Here is a 19,825-nt window from a genome sequence, read left to right as displayed (position 1 = left end):
TGAACCTGAGCTTATCCTGCGTGGGTCATGGCTTCAGAACCGTTCTACCCACGGCCTCAGTTCGATCTCCCATGTCCACGCACTGCGGTGCTGCCGGTGCACGTGAAGATATTCCCGCGCGATCGCGTCCGGGTCGAGCAACGCGTCGGGCGCATTCGCGACGTCGCGCTGCATCGCGCCGCTTGCAATGCCGCCGTCGATCACGAAGTGCGCGACGTGAATATTCTTCGGTGCCAGTTCCCGTGCGAGGCATTGCGCCATGCCGCGCAGCGCGAACTTGCCCATCGCGAACGGCGTCGAACCGGGCAGGCCTTTCACGCTCGCGGTTGCGCCGGTCAACAGGATGGAGCCGCTTCCGCGTGCGAGCATGCCAACGGCCGCCTCCTGAGCGACGAGCAACGCGCCTATGGCTGTGACGTCGATCGCATCGCGGAGCCTTTTGGCGTCGATCTGTCCGACGGGCGCGCGATACCGGCCGCTCGCGTTGTACACGATGAGGTCCGGCACACCCAACTTGCCGCTCACCTGCGCGAAGAGACTCTCGACGTCCCGCGCCTCGCTCGCGTCGCATGCGACGGCGAACGCGCCGGTTTCATCGACGAGTGGCGCGAGCTTGGCCGTATCGCGTGCGGCCAGCGCGACCTGCATGCCTTCTTTCGCGAAGAGCCGAGCCAGCGATGCGCTCAGACCTGGCCCCGCGCCGACGATCAGCGCCGTTTCCGTTCTGTTCGTGGCGGTTTCTCCGTTTCAGGACATCGAGCACGCGACGAACGTTCGATTAGAACCGCCGGAAGATCGGTTCGAGCAGGCGCAAGTCCAGCGGCTTCTGAAGGAACACGTCCCACGCTTGCGGGCCATCGGCGGGGCGCTGTTTACCGGACGTAAGAACGACAGGAATGCGCGCCAATCCGGGAACGGAGCGAAGCCGCTCGCACAGTGTCACGCCGTCGAAAAGCGGCATTTCCCAGTCGGTCACGACCAGGTCCGGCAGCGCGCGAATGGCGGTGGCGAGCGCGTCGACACCGTTGCGCGCCAGGAGCACGCTGAAACCGCGGGACTCGAAGACCGCTTCGAGCGCGTGAAGGGAGAGTGTGTCGTCATCGACCAGAAGAACGCATGTCATGAGGCCGCCGGCGTAGAAGTCGTCTCAGCCTACGCAACCGTTGTGCCGCGACCTCGGCGGCGCTTTGCGGCTTTCGAGCGCGTCGCGGCATGCGTGTGCTCTACCGGCTTGCGCCGGATGATGGCGTGGCCGATTTCATCGGGCGCGAGGGAATCGGAGTTGGCGGTTCCGAGCGCGGTTTGCGGCGCGTTCCAGCCGTTCGGCTGCGGGATAACGAAGTGAATGACCGCGGCCGCCGGCGCTCGTCCCGCCACGACGCGCCGCCTCACCCCGCAGTTCGCGGCCTCGGCCCCGGAGCAGCCTGCGCGGTAGAAGACCTCCGGCAAGCGAGGCGCGCGCGGGGTCGTCGTAGACCAAGCAACGCGTCCGGCGAGCCACGAGTCGCGGGCAGCGGGGCGCATCACCGCGCGCGCCGGCGCTTGTTCTACCACGACGCGCCGCCTCGCCCGCAAAGTCGCTGCCTCGGCCCACGGGACACCGCCTGCGTTGTAGACCGCCTCGGCAAGCGAGGCGCGTGCCGTGGTCGTCTTAGATCAAGCAACGCGCGCGTGGCGGCTCGGCGATATGCCCCGCTTCCCGCGTCGGGCGGCGCATCCGGCGAGCCACGAGTCGCGGGCAGCGACGGCGCTTCACCCCGCGCCCGCCCCGAAACCGCACACAAGCCCCGCGCGGATCACTTCACCTCGAAGCTGTAATCCCCATGCGTGCGATGCCCGTCGTCCGCGACAGCCGCCCAGTGGACGGTGTAACGCCCCGATGGCAACGCCGGCAGCGCAAGCGTGGCGATGAACGGCTGCTGCGCATCCACCTTCGACTTCTCGGTGTTGACTTGCTTGCCGCTTGCATCGGTGACGGTCAGCGTCGAGAAGGCGGGCTCGAGCGGCCCGTCGAAGACAATGCGGATGCGCGCCGGCGCAGCCACCGTCGCGCCCGCGCCCGGTTCCTGCTTCTGCGGAAACACATGCGCGCACGCGGCGCCGGACAGCATCAGCCCGACCGCCCACGCTGCACCGCTTGCGAGCCACCGCCCGGCCTTTCGATGTTTTCTCATTTTTCGGCCTCGCTTATTTGAAGAATGGCTTGCCGAGCGTCCTCGGCGCGACGTCGTCGAAGAAAATGTGCGCCTGAACCAGAATGCCGACATGCGAGCCGCTCGCGCGGTTGAGCGGAATCTGCGCTTCGACGCCGAACTGCCCGTAGCGATTGATCCAGATGAAGCCGGGATTGACCGTGCCCGTCGTCTGCCCCTGGCTTCTCGACAGCGGAATCTCGACGAGCGGAACGATGTTCGAAAACGGCTGCGGCAAGCCCACGTCGCGCACGTGCTGCTGAAGATACGGCAGGCTGTACTGCACCGTGAATCCATAGTTGAAGGCGTTCGGCTGGCCCGAGCCCGTGGTCAGCGCGGGCCCGACTTCCGCCGTGATCGCCACGGGACGCAAGTACGCGAGCGAGTCCGGCAGATCGCCCATGCCCTTGCCGGCATAAAGCGTCGGCGAAATCGTCGAATGGCTCTCCGCGATCGCCCGGCTTCCGGTGCCGCCCAGTTCGGCGCTGACGCCGACGGACGTCATGAACTCGTGCGCCTCGTTGACGTAAAGAAGGTACTTGAGTCCGACCTCGACGTTGTCGAAGCCGTGCGCCGTCGGATTGTTCTGCATCGCGTACGCGCCGCCGACCGACACCGCGAGCCTCGGCGTAATCAGCTTGTCGTATTCGAACTCGAAGGTATTGATGCTCTGGTCGCCGTCGTCGCCGGGCACGCGAATGTGCCCGAACTGGAGATTGGCCTCGTCGCCGACGCCGGGGTCGTCGACCGCCATCGTCGAGGGGAAGATGCGATCGCCGGCAACGGAGTGCGCCCCGGCGACAGCAGGCAAGAGAAGCAGAGCGGCCGCGATGGCCGAAGCGATTGACGCCGCAGGCAGCGAATGCCCGCAGCGCGTCGGGATGACGTGCATGTCGTCTCCTTGAATGAGGTCGTCGTCATGCCGCCGCGCGTCGGTTAGCCGATGCGCGAGGCACTGCGATGCGCTTCACGCATCGCGTCGATGAGATTCACATCAGGACAAGACAGGAGGCGCGCGAGGCTGCGACGGCGATACGTGCGCCACGAGCCGAACGCTTTCGAAGCGCGTCGCCGCCTGATGGACGATGGCCTCGACCGTCAGCGCAAAACGGCTTTGCGCAATCGGCACGGTAGGCATGTGCGCGAAGAGGCCGCAATAGCCGCACGCCTGCCCGTCGGACATCGACGTGCCGTCGTGCGACTTCCCGGCGGGCGCATGTTGCATTTCCGGCATGGAACAGTCCATGTCGGCGGTCGCGTGCTCGTGGTGCGACGCGGCGAGCGTCTGCGAAACGGTCGGGGCGAGCGACGCCATCAGGATTGCAAGCAATCCCAACAGTGTGCCAATGGTCCGAGTAAAACGGCTTCGCATGAACCCGACGTTCCGATGAGTACCGTGCCGAGTATGCCACGCGGTTTCGCTGCGTTAGCCGGTTTTTTGTGCAGGATTATCCCGCCGACAGCCGCGGAGCCCTGAAGCTCGCGCGGCCGTCGACTGTTCCAGCCGTCGGAGATCAGACGTTGGGCGTGACGCTTTGCGGATCGGCCGGCGTGGCGGGGTCGGCCGTGGTGGCTGCAGGCGCGTAGTTCACGATGTTCGGCAGTCGCGGGCTGGTCGAATTCGTGCTGTCGAGAATGCGCGATTGGATCGTCGTGTTGTCCGTCACGCCCCAGAAGTTGTTCGAGAAATCGAGCGTATGAATCGTCGACGCGTTGTACGTGCCGTGCGCCGCGATGACCTGGCGATTTAGATTGGGCGAATCCTTCTTGAAGAGGAAGGAATTGTTCTTCGCGATGCCGGTGGGCGCGCCCGTCGCCGGGAAATCGTCGATCAGCACGAGTCCGTCGACCATGTTCACGAACAAGTTGTTCTGCATGACGACCGAAGGATCGAAGGCGAACGCGGCGGAGTCGACGAACGTGTTGTACTTCAGCGTGGCGTTCTTGAAGCTCGGATAGCCGTTCGTTCCGGCCTGATAGGTGGTGACGCCCGCGCGAACGATCCGCGTGACGTTCAGCCGGTACGCCTGGCTGTAGGTCATCGAGAACGGCGCTGCGGGGCTGATCTGCACGAACGCGTCTTGCAGCAGCGCGTGCTGGATGCTCACGGTGCCGCCGCCCACGGTGCCGTCCACGTTGCTGACGGTCACGCCGAGCAGCTGCGACTGGTTGCTGCCGCCGACGTTCAGTTGCCCCGCCACGTTGATGATGCCCTTGGTCGGCACGGTGCCGATGCAGTCGGCCGCGCAAGGCACGGGCTTCAGGCCCTCGACGACGACGCCATCCGGAATCGTGAGCGTCGCGCCCTTGGCGACCTGCACCGTTCCCGCGATGTAGTACGGCGAGCCGCTCGCGGGCCACGTCGTATTCGCGGAGATGACCGTACCATCGGCGATGACCGTTTGCGGCTGCGCGTACACGTAGGCCGTGACGACCTTGCCCGACGCATCCGAACACACTTTGCTCGCGTCCGTGGTGAAAGGACCGCCCGAGCACACCGTGGCCGTGGAACTGGACGCCGGCGCGGCCGACGCCGCCGTCGTCCCGCCGTTCGATGCACCCCCGCCGCCACCGCCGCCGCACGCAGCCAACAGGACACTCAACGCAACCGCTGCACGTGATTTCATTTGCTTCCCCGTATCTGTTTTCGCTTGTTCCGCCTCTCAAATCGGGCGGTCAGGGAGAACAGTACACGCTGGGCAAACGCGCAATTGTGCGGTGTTTAACGTATCGGGCGAATTCGTCTTACCTTTGACTTCGGCGCGTCATTCGACAGCGAAACGCGCCGCCTTTCAACCGGCATTCAAGGTTCCGCTCAACCGCGCGTGGAACGCCCGGCTGCGCTCGTCCAGCCCGACGAACTGCACGGCCACATCGCGCTGCCGGTATTTGCTCTCGATGGAGTCCAGCACCGCGACGGTCGATGCATCCCACACCTGGGATTTCGCGAAGTCGATGACGACCGAGCGCGGATCGGCGTCGTACTCGAACTGGTCGACGAGATCGTTGCTGCTGCCGAAGAAAAGCGGTCCGTGCACTTCGTAACGCACGCTTTCGCCGTCATCCGATACGGCGCGCGTCGTGCGGATCACGTGAGCGACGCGCCGCGCGAACAGCACCGTCGCCAGCAACACGCCGCCGACCACGCCGATCGCGAGATTGCCCGTGTACACGGTCAGCGCGATCGAGGTGAGCATGACGGACGTTTCCATGAGCGGCATGCGGCGCAACGTGGCCGGGCGCAGGCTGTGCCAGTCCACCGTCTTGACCGCGACGACCATCATCACGCCGGCGAGCGCCACCATCGGGATGCGCGCCATCACCGAACTCAGCCCGGTGATGAGCAGAAGCAGCGTGGCCGCCGCCGCGAGCGTGGACACGCGCGTGCGCGCCCCGCCGATCTCCACGTTCACGACCGTCTGCCCGATCATCGCGCAGCCGGCAATGCCGCCGAAGGCGCCCGCGCCGAGATTCGCGAGCCCGAGCGCCCACGATTCGCGCGACTTGTGCGAGCGCGTCGCGGTCACTTCGTCGACGAGCTTCGCGGTCAGCAGCGTCTCCAGCAAGCCGACGAACGCAATGGACACCGCCGTTTGCCATACGATCTTCAACGTGCTCAGATCGAACGGCACGGACCAGAGCGTGAGGCCGGGCAAGTCCGACGACATGGGACGATCGCCGCCGACCGTCGGCACCGACCAGTGCAACGCAATGGCGAGCACGGTCGCCACGATGATCGCGATGAGCGGCGCCGGCACCGCCCGCGTCACGCGCGGCCCGATCACGACGATGGCGAGCGTGATCGCGAACAGCGCGTACACCGCAAGCGGTTCGTCGACGAGATGCGGAATCTGCGCGCAGAAGATGAGCACGCCGAGCGCGTTGACGAAACCGAGCATAACCGAGCGCGGAATGAAGCGCACGATGCGCGCGAAGCCCAGCGCGCCGAACGCGATCTGTATCAAGCCCGCGAGCAGCACGGCGGGGAGAATGTAGCCCGCGCCGTGCGCGTGGACCATCGGCGCGACGACGAGCGCCACCGACCCCGCCGCGGCAGTGACCATGGCGGGCCGTCCGCCGAGCAGCGACGTGACGATCAGCAGCACGACCGAGGCGAACAACGCCGAACGCGGCTCGACACCCGAAATGAAGGCGAACGAAATGACCTCGGGGATCAGCGCGAGGCTCGTCACGACGCCCGCGAGAATCTCCCGCACCCATTCGGCGCGTGACGACGGCAATGAGAGGCGCGAGACGACGCGCGTGTGAGTCCCGGTCGCGGGTTGAGTCATGGCGGTATGGATTCGGACGAAGACGTGCGGCGCGAGTGCGCCGGTTGGTGACAACAGAGGCTCGGCCCGCTGGCAACGCGATAGCTGCGGTGCGGGCATGCGATGCGTCGGGACGTGCGAAGAGCGCCTATTTTAACAGGATGGTGAAAATCGCGTCCGGACGGCGCGCTCGCTCAACGCGTCAACGTCATGAGAATGTCCGAGTACCACGCGCTGTTGAGGCCGAGCGTTTCATCCACCTGCACGTCGCGGGAGCCCATATCGATTGTCGATGAGTGAATGCCGAGCAACAGCCACGGCAGCCGTGACGCTTCAGGCGTGCCCGCCTTCGACGGATCGCGGGTGACGACCGGCGCGCCGCTCGTGCCGCGATGCGTGCGCGCATCGGTGATAAAGCATCCTTTGCCCTGGAAGCGCAGCCCGAACGCCGACGCGATGACGCCCTGCCTCACGACCGGCAGATGATGCAGCGAATCGTGAAAGCCCAGCGGAAAACCGACGATCAGCACCGAAGCGCCGACCGGCAGCGCGCCGTCGGGCTTCGGCAGATGCTCGGGACCGAACGCATCGAAGCGCGCGGTCGCGGGCAGGCGATCACGCGCAAGTTCGAGCACGGCGACATCGATCGCGCCGCCATCGTCCGCGCCTTCTCGCCATAGCGCGACGCCGTCCGCATACAACGGCAACGAGAACCAAGTCGAAGCGCCGAGGTTGTCGGCGTCGATGTGCAGTTCTATTTCGAGCCGATCGGGAAAGTGCTCGCTCGGCGCATCGCTGACCACATGACGGCTCGTCACGAGAAAAAGCCGTTCATCGCGAGCGAAGAAAAAGCCGCTCGCATTCGTCAGATGCGCTTCGTCCGCGAAGGTCCTGACGCGCGCAGCGGTGAGCAACAGCGGGTCGGCAGCGGACTTGCGGGGCGCTGCGCGTTCATTCGAAGTCTGCGTGCTCGGCTGGTCGGCGTCGCGTCGAAGCTGGTCGAGCAAGGCGACTAGCGCCTCGCGTTGCGGCGTCGCTTCGTCGGACGATAGGAACGCCTCTACCGACATCTCCGATGCCTGCCCGCCCGAAGCCGCGTTAGGGACATGTTGAACGACGCGCGATTCGTCGGCGCCGATGCGCAAGCGCCACGTGTCGCCATTCGGGCTCGAATAGACGTCGAGGATATGCGCTTGCATGAGTGAGTGTCCTGTTGAAGCGTCATTGCTCGTTGCGCTGATGGCGACTGTGCGGCAAGCGACGCGAGCGCTCGATATGAGTCTTTGATTCGAAGCCGCGATGAATGCAAATGCGGACCATGAGGCGCCAGGAAATCACGCGCCTCTTGCAGGAAGGATGTGTCGAGTGCGGTCCATTATAGGCACATCGCGCGGCAACGTTGCAGCCTCTTCGAACGCTTCGAGCCGCCCGGGACGCAAGCCGGAAATTTCGCTGTACAAAGTCTCCGAAGCGCGTACGATGGACTAGCTGAGCGACTCGTGACCGACGGCGAATGACTCTCGCGTGGTTCGCGGCCGTGCAACGCGGCCAAAGCGTCATCACTACCGATACTTTCCACGCGCACTACTTATTTGCCGCCACCGCGCGGCGCGAGAGCCTCTCATGACAGTCGACTTCCGTCTTTACCGTGGTCTAGAAATTCATCCGCTCGTGTTTCCGCATCGGCCGCAGGTCTCGGGCCGCGCCCACAATTACGACGACGGTTTCGACGCCGCCGTGCGCATTCAGGAGCCGGGCCTCGCAGACGGCGTGACGCGAAGCCGCGTGTTCAGGCTCGACGCGCGAGAGCCGTTCCGCAACGCGGGTGACGCGCGGCGCGCATCGACCGCGTACGCCGAGAAAATGATCGACACGTGTGCGAAGGATCGGACGCTCTTCGATTGACGCGCAGAACAGCGGACACGCTGCATCGAAGGAAGAGCATCATGCAATCCACTTCATCCCCTTATCGCATCGACCCGACGCCCCGCAGGGCGGACGGCGAATACATCGCGCACGTGCGCATCAGCGCGACGAACGCGGACGGCAGCGAGACCGACGTCTTCATGAGCGGCGATCTCGCAGGCTTCGACTTGCGTGACGACGCGGTGGCCTTCGCGCGGCAATGGGCGCAGGAATGGCTCGCTGCGCGCTTCGGCTCGCTCGCGGACGAAGCGCCCGTTGCGGGCGCGCATCGCGCGATGACGGACGAAAGATCAGTGCCGTGACCGGACAGACCGCGCGCGCTCTCCATGCGGACCGGTCTTTGACATTTCGCCGTGAACGCATCACCATAAGTTTCCAATGTAAAAATGCGATGCCACCGACATGGTCGACAACAGCGAAAGCGGTCTCGCCGAGCCGACGCGAGCCAGAAAGCGCGCGGCGAAGCCAACGGAAAAAGAACAGCACAAGCCCTATCACCACGGATCGCTGCCGCAAGCGTTGTTGCAGGCCGCCGAAGTGGTCCTGAAGCGCGACGGAATCAGCGGGCTGAGCCTCAGAGCCATCGCGCGCGAGGCGGGCGTGTCGCATACCGCGCCTCAGCATCACTTTGGCGATACGGCGGGCGTGCTGAGCGAACTCGCGGCCGATGGCTTCATGCGTCTGTCGGCGTGCATCGCGAATAGCGCGCGGGACGTGCAGGACGCGTCGGAGAGGCCGAGGGCCATCGCGCGTGGCTATATCGAGTTCGCGAAGAAGAACCCGGATCTCATGCGGCTGATGTCGCGCGGCGAGATGTTCGATGCCGAAAGGCCATCGCTCATCGAGGCGCGACGAACCGCCGGCCTTGCGTTGGCCGGCGTATTCGGTGACGCGCCGCTCGGCCCGCCATCGGGCAAGCATACTTTCGGGCCGATGGACGCGTCGCGCGCCGTTGCGCTCACCGCTGCGTGGGCGTATGTGCACGGCCTCGCCTTGCTGCTGATCGATGGCCGTCTGGACGGACTCGCCGCCTCCGCCGAAGGCATTCGCCACGCAGACGATCTCGTCATGGCGGCGATCGACCAGGTGCAGTTGAACATCGGCAAAGCGTCTTAACGGGCGACGCTGGCGACGCGTAGGCGCTCACGACCGCGCGAGCAGCAAGTCGCGCAATGCGCCGAGCGCCGCCGAGAAGTGGCCCTTGCGCCACACGAGCAGCGTGCTCACGCGGCCGAGATCGCCGAGCGAATGCAGTTCCACTTCGTCGGCCAGTCCCGCGAGTTCCAGCACCGAGCGCGGCGCGACGGCCACGCCCGCGCCCGCGGACACGCACGCGACGATCGCGTGATACGAACCGAGTTCCAGCACGCGCGCCGGCCGGATGCCTTGCTCTTCGTACCAGCGCATCGCATATGCGCGATACGCGCAGCCGCGCTCGAACGCCACGAGCGTGAGCCCGGCGATCTGCTGCGCCATGGCGGTCGGATGCTGGCCGCGCGGCGTGACCAGCACGAGTTCTTCCTCGAACACGGGCACCGTTTCGAACAGCTCGGCGGGAAGCGCGTTCGGCTCGATAGGACGCGCGAGCACGGCGGCATCGACTTCATACGCACGCACGCTGTCGATGAGCGCGCGCGTCACGCCCGTCGCCAGTTCCAGCGTCACGTCCGGCCAGCGTTGATGGTAGGCCGCGAGCACGCGCGGCAGCCGGCTCGCGGCCGTGCTTTCCATAGTGCCGAGACGCAAACGCCCTTGCGGACGATTTTCGCGCACCGCGTGACGCGCTTCGTCGGCCAGCGCGAGCAGGCGCTCGGCGTACGGCAGCAGCGTCTCGCCGGCGGGCGTGAGCACGAGCTTTCGGCCGTTGCGCTCGAAAAGCTCGGTGCCGAGCGTCTCCTCCAGTTGGCGTATGCGCGTGGTCACGTTCGACTGCACGCGATTGAGCTTCGCCGCCGCTTTCGTCACGCCCGCTTCGCGCACGACAGTCCGGAAAATCGCCAATGAGCCCAGGTCCATGATCTGCATCCGAGATTGATCGCATCTTGATTATTCATTTTTCAAGATGCGGCGGTCAAGCTAGCATCGAGAAACTGCTCGTCTTTCTCGATCTGTCATGGCTACGTCTGCTGAAGCTCACGCACCGTCAACGCATCCCGCGCGCGATGCGGCGCTCGCCTGTGCCGTCGCGCTCGCCGTGGCGCTCGGCGTCGGTCGATTCGCGTTCACGCCGCTCTTGCCCTTGATGCTCAAGAGCGGCGCGCTCGATATTCGTCAGGGCGGATGGCTCGCATCGGCCAATTACGCGGGGTATCTGATCGGCGCGCTTACGTGCGCGGCCATTCGCGTCGATCACGGCCGCATGGTGCGACTCGCGCTCGTGACGACCGCCGTCTTCACGCTGGCGATGGGTCTCGTGCACGTCTTCTGGGCGTGGACCGCGATACGCTTCGCGGCGGGCGTCGTCAGCGCGTGGGCGTTCGTGTTCGCATCGCAATGGGGCCTGCGGCGCCTCGCGGAACTGAACGCGCACGGCATGAGCGGCGTGATCTACGCGGGACCGGGCGTCGGCATCGTCGCGACCGGGCTGCTCGGGGCGGGTGCCGCCGCGTACGGCGTCAGCGCGCCGTGGGTATGGACGGGCTTCGCGGCGTGCTCGGCAGTAGCGATCGCGTTCATCTGGCAGGCGTTCGCGCTGACGCCCCCGCCGGCCTCGGCGCACGCGCGCGCCGCAAGCGCCACCGCGCACGCCTCGACGCGTGGCGATGCGTTCTGGCTCGTCAGCCTGTATGGTCTCGCCGGCTTCGGCTACATCATCACCGCGACGTTTCTGCCGGTCATCGCGCGACACGCGTTGCCGGGGTCGCCGTGGCCCGATCTGTTCTGGCCGGCCTTCGGTCTGGCGCTGATGGTGGGCGCGGTCTTCGGCGCCCGTCTGCCGATTACATGGGACAACCGGCGCTTGCTGGCTGCGTGCTACATCGTGCAGGCGGCGGGCATCGGTCTCGGCGTCGTGTCGCCGACCGCCATCGGGCTGGGCGCGGGCACCGTGCTGCTCGGTTTGCCGTTCACCGCGATCACGCTCTTCGCCATGCGCGAAGCGCGCCGCTTGCGCGGCGACGCGGCAGCCGGGCTGATGGGCTACGCGACGGGCGCGTATGGCCTCGGACAAATCGTCGGGCCGATCGTCGCCGCGCCGATCGCGGAGCGAACCGGATCGTTCTCGTACGCGCTGTGGATCGCGGCCGCGGCGCTGGCGCTGGGCGCGGTCGCGTTGGCTATCGTGAGCAGGCGGGGCGGCGGCGCGGACGCTTAGCGAACCGCGCCTCGCGTCGATATGCCTGTCGGACGCTCGCCGCAGCGTTAGCTCGACTCGGCCTGTCCTTCGACGGCCTTCGTCCCGCGCGGCTTCTTCGCGGGCTTGGAAGCATCGGCACCAGCCGTCTTGCTGCCGCGCTTGGCTTTCGGCTCGCTCGCGGCGGCGGTGGACTTGGCCTTCGCTTCGGCCGCCGGTTCCTTCGGCTTCGCTGGCTTCTTCGCAGCGGACTTCGGTTCGGACTTCGCCGCAGTCTTGGTCGCGGTCTTGGTTGCGGTCTTGGTTGCGGTCTTCGCTGCGGTTTTGACCGGCGTCTTCGTTTTCGCTTTCGCCTTCTTGTCGGCCTCGGAAGTAACGGGCGTATCGGAGGCCGCAGCGCCCTTCTTGGCCTTCGACGGCTTCTTCGCGCCTGAAGCCCCATGTTCGTCGATGACCGCATCGCGCGACGGCGCGACGCCTTCTTCCTTCAGTTGAGCGATGGCCTGCTGCCAATAAACGTGATCGCGCCCGGAATGCCGGCCATCGGCCTCCCAGAGGAGATAGGCACGGGTTCGGATATCTTCTTCGCGCAACTTGGACTGCATCGTGACTCCGAGGGCTGAGTGAGGTTCAAGCGAACATATCAGGTCGTCTCGCGCCGTTCAACCGCGGACGCGCAATCGACGACCGTTCTCGCTCATGGCACGCGCCATGCCCGCTCTTACGCGTCCCCGGAAGTCACTACATTCCGGCGGCAGCGAGCGCATCCTCGCGCCGCCGCCATGCCGTCGCTCTCATACGACCTCGATGGTCACGTCGATATTGCCGCGCGTCGCCTTCGAGTACGGGCAGGTCTGATGCGCGCCCTCGACGATCGCGTGCGCCGTATCGCGGTCGATGCCCGGCAGACTCACCGCAAGCCGCGCGCGCAGCAGATACGCGCCGTCGTGCGTGCCGAGATCCACTTCGGCGTCGACGGCCGTATCCTCGGGCAGCTTCACTTGCAGCACGGCGGCGGCCTTGCGCATTGCGCCGATGAAACACGCCGACCAGCCCGCCGCGAACATCTGCTCCGGGTTGGTGCCCGCGCCGGCCGCGCCGGGCGTCGAGAGCTTTACGTCGAGCCGGCCGTCGGAGCTGCGCGCGTGTCCTTCGCGGCCTCCGGTTACGCGCGTTTTGCCGGTATAGAGCACAGTATCCATGTGTGTCGTCATGGTGATCCTCGAATGGTTGGAAATCAGGCGATGCGAAACGCAAGCGCTTAGCTACCGCGATACAGACTCGCCAGCGCCGCGATCTGTCCGCTCTTTTGCGCCTGCACGAGTTCGCTGCGGACTTCAGCGCGCGTCTTGCCCATGACGCGATGCACCGCCGACGACTGCGCATCCTGCGACGCGGGCGCGGTATCGTTGACTGCGGCCTGCGCGGCTCCCGCGAAAGCGCTCGCGGCGACGAATAAAGCGATGATCGAGGTCTTCATCATTAAGCTCCTTGAGGTTGAAAGTGATCTTGCGAATGATTGGAAATCGGGCGATGCGCAACGCAGTCACTCAGCTACCGCGATAGAGACTCGCCAGCGCCGCGATCTGTCCGCTCTTCTGCGCCTGCACGAGTTCGCTGCGGACTTCGGCGCGCGTCTTGCCCATGACGCGATGCACCGCCGACGACTGTGTATCCTGCGACGCGGGCGCGGTATCGTTGACTGCGGCTTGCGCGGCTCCCGCGAAAGCGCTCGCGGCGACGAACAAAGCGATGATCGAGGTCTTCATGATTAAGCTCCTTGAGGTTGAGAGTGACGACGCTCATCAGGTGCCGGCCCGCGCTCACTTGCGTGTGAACTTGCGTTGTTTGCACCGTCTGCTGCCGTGACGCCATTGAAACGCCCCCGTGTATCCGCCATGTTTCAGATGAGCGCCGTGTTCGAATCGCTCTGTATCAGGCTGCTTCCGGATACATGGCGATACAAACGCGGCGCCGCGCGGGTCGCAACGTGATCGACGCGTGCAACGCTATGTATCGCCCAAAGCCGCGGATACACTGCGATACAAAACGCGCCGCCCGCCTGTCGAAACCGCGCGCGCTTTGGGCTATAAAGCTTGCATGTCAACGCTGGAGTCATCCGTGAAACGCATGCTGGCAATCGTCGCCTTCCTCGCGGGCGGACTGGCGGCCGAACTCGCGCATCCGGTGCAGTGCCTGTTGCTCACGCCCGCCCGGGTGCAATACAAGCGCAAGAAGCCATGAGCGATCGATGGAAACCAACGACCACGTGCTGATCGTCGACGACGACCGCGGCATCCGCGAACTGCTCGCGACGTATCTGGAGAAGAACGGCATGCGCGTGTCGCTTGCCGCCAATGGCCGGCAGATGCGCGCCGTGCTCGAACAGGGCGCGCCGGATCTGATCGTGCTCGATCTGATGCTGCCGGGCGAAGACGGACTCGTGCTATGCCGCGAACTGCGCGCGGGCAAGTTCCGCTCCGTTCCGGTGCTCATGCTGACCGCGCGCAACGAGGAAGCCGATCGCATTCTCGGCCTCGAAATGGGCGCGGACGACTATCTGCCGAAACCGTTCGCCGTGCGCGAGCTGCTCGCGCGGATGCGCTCCGTCCTGCGCCGCACGCGCATGCTGCCGCCCGGCATGCAGGTGACGGAGACCGCGCCCGTGCTGGCTTTCGGCGACTGGCGGCTCGACACGACCGCGCGTCATCTGCTCGACGCCGATGGCACGATGGTCGCGCTCTCCGGCGCCGAATATCGCTTGCTGCGCGTGTTTCTGGATCATCCGCAGCGCGTGCTCACGCGCGATCAGTTGCTCAATCTGACGCAAGGCCGTCAGGCCGATCCGTTCGACCGTTCCATCGACCTGCTCGTGAGCCGCCTGCGTCAGCGCCTGAAGGACGAAGCGCGCGAGCCGCGCTACATCAAGACGCTGCGCAGCGAGGGCTATGTGTTCTCCGCCGCGGTGACGCCGCTCGGCGGCACGCCATGAGCACGCGCATCGGGGTATCGGAGGACGCGCCGCGCGCAGCCGCCGCGTGGCTGCGCTTGCCGCGCACGCTCTTCGCGCGGCTCGCGGTCATCTTGCTGATCGGGCTCGCGGTGGCGCAGGCGGCCGCGTTCTGGCTCACCATGACCGAGCGCGACCGAAGCATGACGAACGTGATGACGGGCTATGTCGAGCGCGAAGTGGCGAGTTCGGTCGCGCTGCTCGATCACCTGCCGCCCGGCGAGCGCGCCGCGTGGTTGCCGCGACTCGCGCGGCGCACGTACGATTTCATCCTCGGCCCGGGCGTGAGCGGCGCGCCGCCGGACGCCGCGTTGTCCGAGCGATTCGCGCAGTCGATCGCCGAAGGCATCGGCAAGCGTTATCCGCTGACGGCGAACGCCGTGCCCGGCCACGCCGAACGGTTCCAGATCCACTTGCGCCTCTCCGATGGCTCGCCGCTCACCATCGACATGCGCCCGATGAAGGGCACGCCGCTGTCGAGCTGGCTGCCTTTCGTGCTCGCGTTGCAACTGGCGGTGGTGGTGGCGTGCTGCTGGCTCGCGGTGCGCCTCGCCACGCGCCCGCTCGCGGAACTGGCGCACGCGGCCGACACGCTCGGTCCCGATCTCAAGGGACAGCGCCTGCCCGAAGAAGGCCCGGACGAAGTGCTGCGCGCGGCGAAGGCGTTTAACGCGATGCAGGATCGCGTCGCGATGTACATGGCGCAGCGCATGCAGATACTCGCGGCCATCACGCACGATCTGCAGACGCCGATCACGCGCATGCGCCTGCGCGTGGACGTGATGGACGACAGCGCGACCGGCGCGAAGCTGCGGCAGGACTTGCAGGAGATGGAAACGCTCGTGAAGGAAGGCGTGACGTACGCGCGGACGTTGCACGGCACGCATGAAGCGCCCGTGCGCATCGATCCGGATGCGCTCATCGAGAGCATCGTCGACGACTACCGCGACGCGAGAAAGAGCGTGTCGCTCGAAGGCCGCATTGGCCATGCGATGGTGACGCGTCCGCAGGCGTTGCGGCGCATCGTCGGCAATCTCGTCGACAATGCGCTGAAGTTTTCGGGCGCGGCGGAGATCGAGATGAAGCCGCTCGCCGATGGCCGCGCGCGCATCTCGGTGATGGATCGCGGACCGGGCATTCCGGAAGCGTCGCTCGAAGCGGTGTTCGAGCCTTTCGTGCGGCTGGAAAGCTCGCGCAATCGCGATACGGGCGGCACGGGGCTGGGACTTGCCATCGCGCGGCAACTCGCGCGCGCGATGGATGCTACGTTGACGTTGCATTCGCGGGACGGCGGCGGGTTGGAGGCGCGGCTGGTTTTGTGAGTAGTTGTTTCGCGTTGCATGCTGCACGACTTGTTTCGTGCGATGCGAGGCTCAAGAGAAGTTTGAGCACGGCGGCGAGTGCTTGCGATCTTGCGGCTATTGACGCGAAGTTGATCTCGATATGCGCGAAGGCGGCGGTTTCGAAGCGCTGCTCGATCCTTGGACGGCGGTGTCGCGTTGCATGCTGCACGACCTGCTTGCGCGATGCGGTGCGGGTGGCAAGCTTCGAGCAATCGGGACACGAGCGGCATGCCGCCGGCGCTTGCGATCGCGCGGCAAGTGGCGCGGGCGCTGGAGGCCACGTTGACCTTGCATGCGCGCGAAGGCGGCGGTTAAGAAGCGCCGCTGGTGTCGCGAACGGGCGTTTTACGTTGCATGCCGCACGACTTGTTGCGCGATGCGACGTTCGCGGGAAGATCGCGCAATCGGCATGTGAGCATGGCGCGGCACTTCGCGCGGGCTATCAACGGCAACCCGGGTCTGATCCGCGCGAAGGCGGCGGTTTGGAAGCGCGACTGGCGTCATTAACACCGGTTAGACGTATGAGCAGACGCATCGCCAAGACGCGACGCCGAGTGCAAGCTTAGAGCAGTCGCGACACTAGCGGCACACCGCTGAAGTCGCAATCGCGAGGCAACCCGCGATGAACGCCACGACGAACTTGCATCCGCGCCAAGGCGGCCGTACGAAAGCGCGGCCGATGTCGTATCGCGTGAAGGTTCGGCGTTCGCACCGCGCAACCACATCCGCGCGATGCGAACGCATCCGCATCACGGACGCGCGTACACCGAGCCGAGCCCGACGACCTCACCCTGTCGCGCGCCCGTTTGCGACGCGCCGGCCGCCGCGCCGCCATACGCGGCATCACCCGAATGCAGGCGCGCAACCGCGGCCTCGATGTTCTTCGGATACTGCGAATGATCGCTTGCCGGGTTATAGCCGGCCTTCTCCAGTTGAACGAGCTCGGCACGCACTTGCGCGCGCGTGATGTCGTTCCCGCTCTGCGCGAAGGTAACGATGGGCGCGACGGCAAGCGCGGCGGCAGCAATCAGTTGCATGGCTTTCATGATGTTCTCCAAAGGTCGAGGGGTTGACTGCAAGGCCGGAAGCGAATCGGCCTTGCCTGAGACGTATTGAAACGCGCCAACGTATCTGGCTTGTTTCCGCCAGCGCTGCCCGGTGCAAGCGCATGTGTCACGCGCCGCGCCGGATACACAGCGATACAAACATCAGCCGAAGGTGAATGCGTAAGCGCGCGCGCCGCTGTCGAGAAACTCAATCTGGAACGTGCGGTCATCGACGCTTCCGCTCTGGCGCACGAGTTGGTAGAGGCGCGCGGCATCGACGACGCCGTTGCCGTTCGCATCGACGTCCGCCCCGTGCGACGCGCCCGGCGCCGCGCCATCCACGGTCACGCGAATGCGCACCGGCTTTCCGTCGGCGGCGGGCGCGAGCACGAGATGAAGATCGCGCGCATGAAAGCGATACGCGATGCGCGCATGCGACGCGACCGGCACGGCCGCCTCCGCGCCGATGTTCCACCGCCCGCCGAGCGCCCATTCGTTCAGCGCAAGACGTGGCGGCAGCGCGTAGTCGGCGGCGGCATCGCGCAGGACTTGCTGGCCGGGCGCCTGTCCTTCCGCCTCGCGATAGCCGACATACGTTTCGCTCGACGCCTCGTGCGCCGGATCGGCCGCCACTTGCGTGCCGCTCGCGACGACCGCCGGGCGCGCGCTCGTGTCCGGCGTCCGCGCAGCATCGCCGAGCAATTGCCGGATCACATGCTCGGCCTCCTGGTAGCCGCCCTCGCCGAAGTGGTGATAGCGGATGCGCCCTTCCTGATCGACGATATAGAACGCCGGCCAATAGCGATTGCCGAACGCCTGCCAGATGCGGTAATCGTTATCGACGGCGACCGGATACGACACGCGCAGATCACGCAGCGCGCGCTGAACGTTGCCGGTGTCGTGCTCGAAGCCGAATTCGGGCGTATGCACGCCGAGCACGACGAGTCCGTTGCCGCCGTACTGCTGCGCCCACGTCCGCAGATACGGCAGCGTGCGCAGGCAGTTGATGCACGAGTACGTCCAGAAGTTGACGACGACGACCTTGCCGCGCAATGCATCGCGCGAAAGCGGCGGCGAGTTGAGCCACTGCGTCGCGCCGTCGAGCGCGGGCAGCGAGCCTTGTACCGGAAGATTCGCCGATGCATTCGGCGACGACATCGCCACGCGCACGATGCGCGGCTTTTGCGCTTCGCCGCGCAACGGCGTGCGCGCGGACAAGAGCGCGACGAGCCGGCTCTCGATGCCATCGGTCGAGACGCCCTTGACGAGCGCGAGCACGCGCGTGTCGACGCCCGAAGCGATGGCGGCGACGGTCAGCAGCACGAGCGCGCCCATCGCCCGGCGCACGTGCTCGCCGATGCCGAACGATCGCTTGAGGCCGTCGAGCGCGCGCTTGCCGAGCGACGACGCCACCGCGAGCGCGCACGCCGCGCCCGTCGCGTACGCCGCGAGCGCCGCGCCGGTGTGCCAGCTCGCGCCATTCAGCGCCGCGCCGGAGAGAATCGCGCCGAGTATCGGACCGGCGCACGGCGCCCAGAGCAGGCCGGTGGCCGCGCCGAGCAGCATCGCAGGAACGATGCGGCGCGATGCGCTTTGCGCCTGAGACCGCGCGATGAAGCGGTCCGCCAGCGCGGAGAGCGGCAACGCGAGCCGCGCGGCGATAGCGGGAAAGAGCAGCGACGCGCCGAACAGCGCGAACAGCCCGAGCGCGAGCCAGCGGCCGTACTGGCTCAGGTGCGCCGCGCCGGCGAGGCCCGCCGCGCCCAGGCCGGTGACGAGCGTGAACATGCCGGCGAGGCCGGCGAGGAGCGGCAGTCGATCGGTGAGAAACGGCCGGTCGGTGCGTGCGAAGATGAACGGCACGACCGGCAGAATGCAGGGACTGAGCACGGTGAACGCGCCGCCCAGAAAAGCCACGATGACCAGCAACATGAGACTGCCCTCCATGAATGAGCGATGGCGCTATTTCACGGCTGGCATGTATCGCGAGAATGTCGCGATCCGGGCGTTATGTATCGCCATGTATCTGCGGCGCGCGGCGATACATGACGACGCGATTCGCTTCAACGCGGGACACAGTGCGGATACATCGGCGCGCTGCAATACGGGCTGACATCAACCACCCAAGGAGAGTCACCATGTTCGGTCGTCTGAGGATTGCAGCAGTCGCGCTCGGCATCGCGGCGACGGCGGGCTTTACGGCATTCGCGTCGAATGGCGCTTCGGCGCTCGGCTCCGCGGCTATCGCGAACGGAGAACAAGCGCCGGAGTTCACGGGCATCGACAACTGGTTCAACAGCGCGCCGCTGCAGTTGAAGCAGTTGCGCGGCAAGGTGGTGCTCGTCGATTTCTGGACCTTCGACTGCATCAACTGCGCGCACACGCTGCCGTATATCAAAGAGTGGAACGCGCGTTATCGCGACAAAGGGCTCGTGGTGATCGGCGTGCATTCGCCGGAATTCGCGTTCGAACGCGATACGGGCAATCTCAAGAAAGCGATTGCGAAGAACGGCATTACGTATCCGGTCGCGCAGGACAACCAGTTCGCGACGTGGCGCGCGTACGGCAATCAGTACTGGCCCGCGCTGTATCTGATCGATCAGAACGGCAAGCTGGTGTACAGCCACTTCGGGGAAGGGCAGTACGCGCAGACGGAGGAGAAGATCAAGAGCTTGCTTGCGGGTGGGGAGAAGCGGGAGTGAGCGCGGTTGGCTTGCTAGCCAGCGCGGCTTCGCTTCCGCGCTG

At 66.0% G+C, this 19,825-nt stretch carries 24 protein-coding genes; 9 read left to right on the top strand and 15 right to left on the bottom strand.

Going from position 1 to position 19,825, the window contains the following annotated elements:
* Window positions 1-33: 33 nt before the first annotated feature.
* The 8 genes from JYK05_RS22560 to JYK05_RS22525 form a co-directional block, all read right to left on the bottom strand.
* Window positions 34-711: an SDR family NAD(P)-dependent oxidoreductase gene (locus JYK05_RS22560; RefSeq protein ID WP_206470527.1), complete on the bottom strand. Its 678-nt coding sequence runs from the start codon at window positions 709-711 to the stop codon at window positions 34-36.
* Between the two features lie 67 nt (window positions 712-778).
* Window positions 779-1,123 carry a PleD family two-component system response regulator gene (locus JYK05_RS22555; protein WP_175942543.1) on the bottom strand — a complete coding sequence of 115 codons (345 nt, stop codon included), beginning with the start codon at window positions 1,121-1,123 and terminating at the stop codon, window positions 779-781.
* Window positions 1,124-1,796: 673 nt separating this feature from the next.
* Window positions 1,797-2,111 (bottom strand): copper resistance protein CopC, encoded by a 315-nt coding sequence (locus JYK05_RS22550; protein ID WP_371826479.1) that lies wholly within the window; start codon window positions 2,109-2,111, stop codon window positions 1,797-1,799.
* Window positions 2,112-2,187: 76 nt separating this feature from the next.
* Window positions 2,188-3,084, bottom strand: coding sequence for a hypothetical protein (locus JYK05_RS22545; protein ID WP_206469908.1), 897 nt, complete (start codon window positions 3,082-3,084; stop codon window positions 2,188-2,190).
* Window positions 3,085-3,186: 102 nt separating this feature from the next.
* Window positions 3,187-3,507 (bottom strand): DUF2946 domain-containing protein, encoded by a 321-nt coding sequence (locus tag JYK05_RS22540; RefSeq protein WP_241270041.1) that lies wholly within the window; start codon window positions 3,505-3,507, stop codon window positions 3,187-3,189.
* 199 nt (window positions 3,508-3,706) lie between these two features.
* A complete protein-coding gene (locus JYK05_RS22535) occupies window positions 3,707-4,819 on the bottom strand; it encodes a hypothetical protein (RefSeq protein ID WP_206469905.1) in 1,113 nt (370 codons plus the stop codon).
* A 165-nt stretch (window positions 4,820-4,984) separates the two neighbouring features.
* Complete coding sequence (locus JYK05_RS22530) at window positions 4,985-6,484, bottom strand: SulP family inorganic anion transporter (RefSeq protein ID WP_206469902.1); 1,500 nt, start codon at window positions 6,482-6,484, stop codon at window positions 4,985-4,987.
* 173 nt (window positions 6,485-6,657) lie between these two features.
* A complete protein-coding gene (locus tag JYK05_RS22525; RefSeq protein WP_241270087.1) occupies window positions 6,658-7,380 on the bottom strand; it encodes a serine protease in 723 nt (240 codons plus the stop codon).
* Between the two features lie 706 nt (window positions 7,381-8,086).
* Here JYK05_RS22525 and JYK05_RS22520 point away from each other — a divergent pair.
* The 3 genes from JYK05_RS22520 to JYK05_RS22510 all read left to right on the top strand — a co-directional run bounded on the left by JYK05_RS22520 (window position 8,087) and on the right by JYK05_RS22510 (window position 9,505).
* Window positions 8,087-8,368 carry a hypothetical protein gene (locus tag JYK05_RS22520; protein ID WP_175942526.1) on the top strand — a complete coding sequence of 94 codons (282 nt, stop codon included), beginning with the start codon at window positions 8,087-8,089 and terminating at the stop codon, window positions 8,366-8,368.
* A gap of 41 nt (window positions 8,369-8,409) precedes the next feature.
* Window positions 8,410-8,691 (top strand): hypothetical protein, encoded by a 282-nt coding sequence (locus JYK05_RS22515; RefSeq protein ID WP_206469898.1) that lies wholly within the window; start codon window positions 8,410-8,412, stop codon window positions 8,689-8,691.
* A gap of 100 nt (window positions 8,692-8,791) precedes the next feature.
* Window positions 8,792-9,505: a TetR/AcrR family transcriptional regulator gene (locus tag JYK05_RS22510; RefSeq protein ID WP_206469896.1), complete on the top strand. Its 714-nt coding sequence runs from the start codon at window positions 8,792-8,794 to the stop codon at window positions 9,503-9,505.
* A 27-nt stretch (window positions 9,506-9,532) separates the two neighbouring features.
* Here JYK05_RS22510 and JYK05_RS22505 read toward each other — a convergent pair whose 3' ends face one another.
* Window positions 9,533-10,405: a LysR family transcriptional regulator gene (locus JYK05_RS22505; RefSeq protein ID WP_206469894.1), complete on the bottom strand. Its 873-nt coding sequence runs from the start codon at window positions 10,403-10,405 to the stop codon at window positions 9,533-9,535.
* 97 nt (window positions 10,406-10,502) lie between these two features.
* Here JYK05_RS22505 and JYK05_RS22500 point away from each other — a divergent pair, with 97 nt between their 5' ends.
* On the top strand, window positions 10,503-11,702 hold the full coding sequence (locus JYK05_RS22500) for a YbfB/YjiJ family MFS transporter (protein ID WP_206469893.1): 1,200 nt from the start codon (window positions 10,503-10,505) through the stop codon (window positions 11,700-11,702).
* A gap of 47 nt (window positions 11,703-11,749) precedes the next feature.
* On the opposite strand, the gene JYK05_RS22495 is transcribed toward JYK05_RS22500, so the two are convergent.
* The 4 genes from JYK05_RS22495 to JYK05_RS22480 all read right to left on the bottom strand — a co-directional run bounded on the left by JYK05_RS22495 (window position 11,750) and on the right by JYK05_RS22480 (window position 13,450).
* Entirely contained in the window at window positions 11,750-12,286 is a 537-nt protein-coding gene (locus tag JYK05_RS22495; protein ID WP_206469892.1) for a DUF2934 domain-containing protein, read from the bottom strand.
* Window positions 12,287-12,475: 189 nt separating this feature from the next.
* On the bottom strand, window positions 12,476-12,895 hold the full coding sequence (locus JYK05_RS22490; RefSeq protein ID WP_305870417.1) for an organic hydroperoxide resistance protein: 420 nt from the start codon (window positions 12,893-12,895) through the stop codon (window positions 12,476-12,478).
* A gap of 47 nt (window positions 12,896-12,942) precedes the next feature.
* On the bottom strand, window positions 12,943-13,164 hold the full coding sequence (locus JYK05_RS22485; RefSeq protein WP_241270040.1) for a DUF4148 domain-containing protein: 222 nt from the start codon (window positions 13,162-13,164) through the stop codon (window positions 12,943-12,945).
* Window positions 13,165-13,231: 67 nt separating this feature from the next.
* Window positions 13,232-13,450 carry a DUF4148 domain-containing protein gene (locus JYK05_RS22480; protein WP_175942511.1) on the bottom strand — a complete coding sequence of 73 codons (219 nt, stop codon included), beginning with the start codon at window positions 13,448-13,450 and terminating at the stop codon, window positions 13,232-13,234.
* A 352-nt stretch (window positions 13,451-13,802) separates the two neighbouring features.
* Between JYK05_RS22480 and JYK05_RS26560 the strand changes: the two genes are divergently transcribed.
* Genes JYK05_RS26560 through JYK05_RS22470 form a run of 3 tightly spaced genes read left to right on the top strand, consistent with a single transcriptional unit; the run spans window position 13,803 to window position 16,013 of the window.
* Entirely contained in the window at window positions 13,803-13,925 is a 123-nt protein-coding gene (locus JYK05_RS26560; RefSeq protein WP_256443438.1) for a hypothetical protein, read from the top strand.
* Between the two features lie 7 nt (window positions 13,926-13,932).
* The gene (locus JYK05_RS22475; RefSeq protein WP_175942509.1) at window positions 13,933-14,673 is read left to right on the top strand and encodes a response regulator; all 741 of its coding nucleotides are present in this window, start codon (window positions 13,933-13,935) and stop codon (window positions 14,671-14,673) included.
* A complete protein-coding gene (locus JYK05_RS22470; RefSeq protein WP_175942507.1) occupies window positions 14,670-16,013 on the top strand; it encodes a HAMP domain-containing sensor histidine kinase in 1,344 nt (447 codons plus the stop codon). The genes JYK05_RS22475 and JYK05_RS22470 overlap by 4 nt, the downstream gene beginning before the upstream one ends.
* 770 nt (window positions 16,014-16,783) lie before the next feature.
* Here JYK05_RS22470 and JYK05_RS22465 read toward each other — a convergent pair.
* Together JYK05_RS22465 and JYK05_RS22460 are read right to left on the bottom strand one after the other, a co-directional pair.
* The gene (locus JYK05_RS22465) at window positions 16,784-17,080 is read right to left on the bottom strand and encodes a DUF4148 domain-containing protein (protein ID WP_175942504.1); all 297 of its coding nucleotides are present in this window, start codon (window positions 17,078-17,080) and stop codon (window positions 16,784-16,786) included.
* Between the two features lie 162 nt (window positions 17,081-17,242).
* Window positions 17,243-19,012 (bottom strand): cytochrome c biogenesis protein DipZ, encoded by a 1,770-nt coding sequence (locus tag JYK05_RS22460; protein ID WP_206469891.1) that lies wholly within the window; start codon window positions 19,010-19,012, stop codon window positions 17,243-17,245.
* Here JYK05_RS22460 and JYK05_RS22455 point away from each other — a divergent pair.
* Window positions 19,011-19,193, top strand: a complete 183-nt coding sequence (locus JYK05_RS22455; RefSeq protein ID WP_206469890.1) for a hypothetical protein — start codon at window positions 19,011-19,013, stop codon at window positions 19,191-19,193. The two genes, JYK05_RS22460 and JYK05_RS22455, sit on opposite strands and share 2 nt — an antisense overlap.
* 25 nt (window positions 19,194-19,218) lie before the next feature.
* Complete coding sequence (locus JYK05_RS22450) at window positions 19,219-19,782, top strand: thioredoxin family protein (RefSeq protein ID WP_206469889.1); 564 nt, start codon at window positions 19,219-19,221, stop codon at window positions 19,780-19,782.
* Window positions 19,783-19,825: the final 43 nt, after the last annotated feature.

Source organism: Caballeronia sp. M1242 (assembly GCF_017220215.1).
Taxonomy (GTDB): Bacteria; Pseudomonadota; Gammaproteobacteria; order Burkholderiales; family Burkholderiaceae; genus Caballeronia.
Note: the sequence above shows the minus strand (reverse complement) of the source record. Positions and strands in the feature narration are given on the sequence as shown.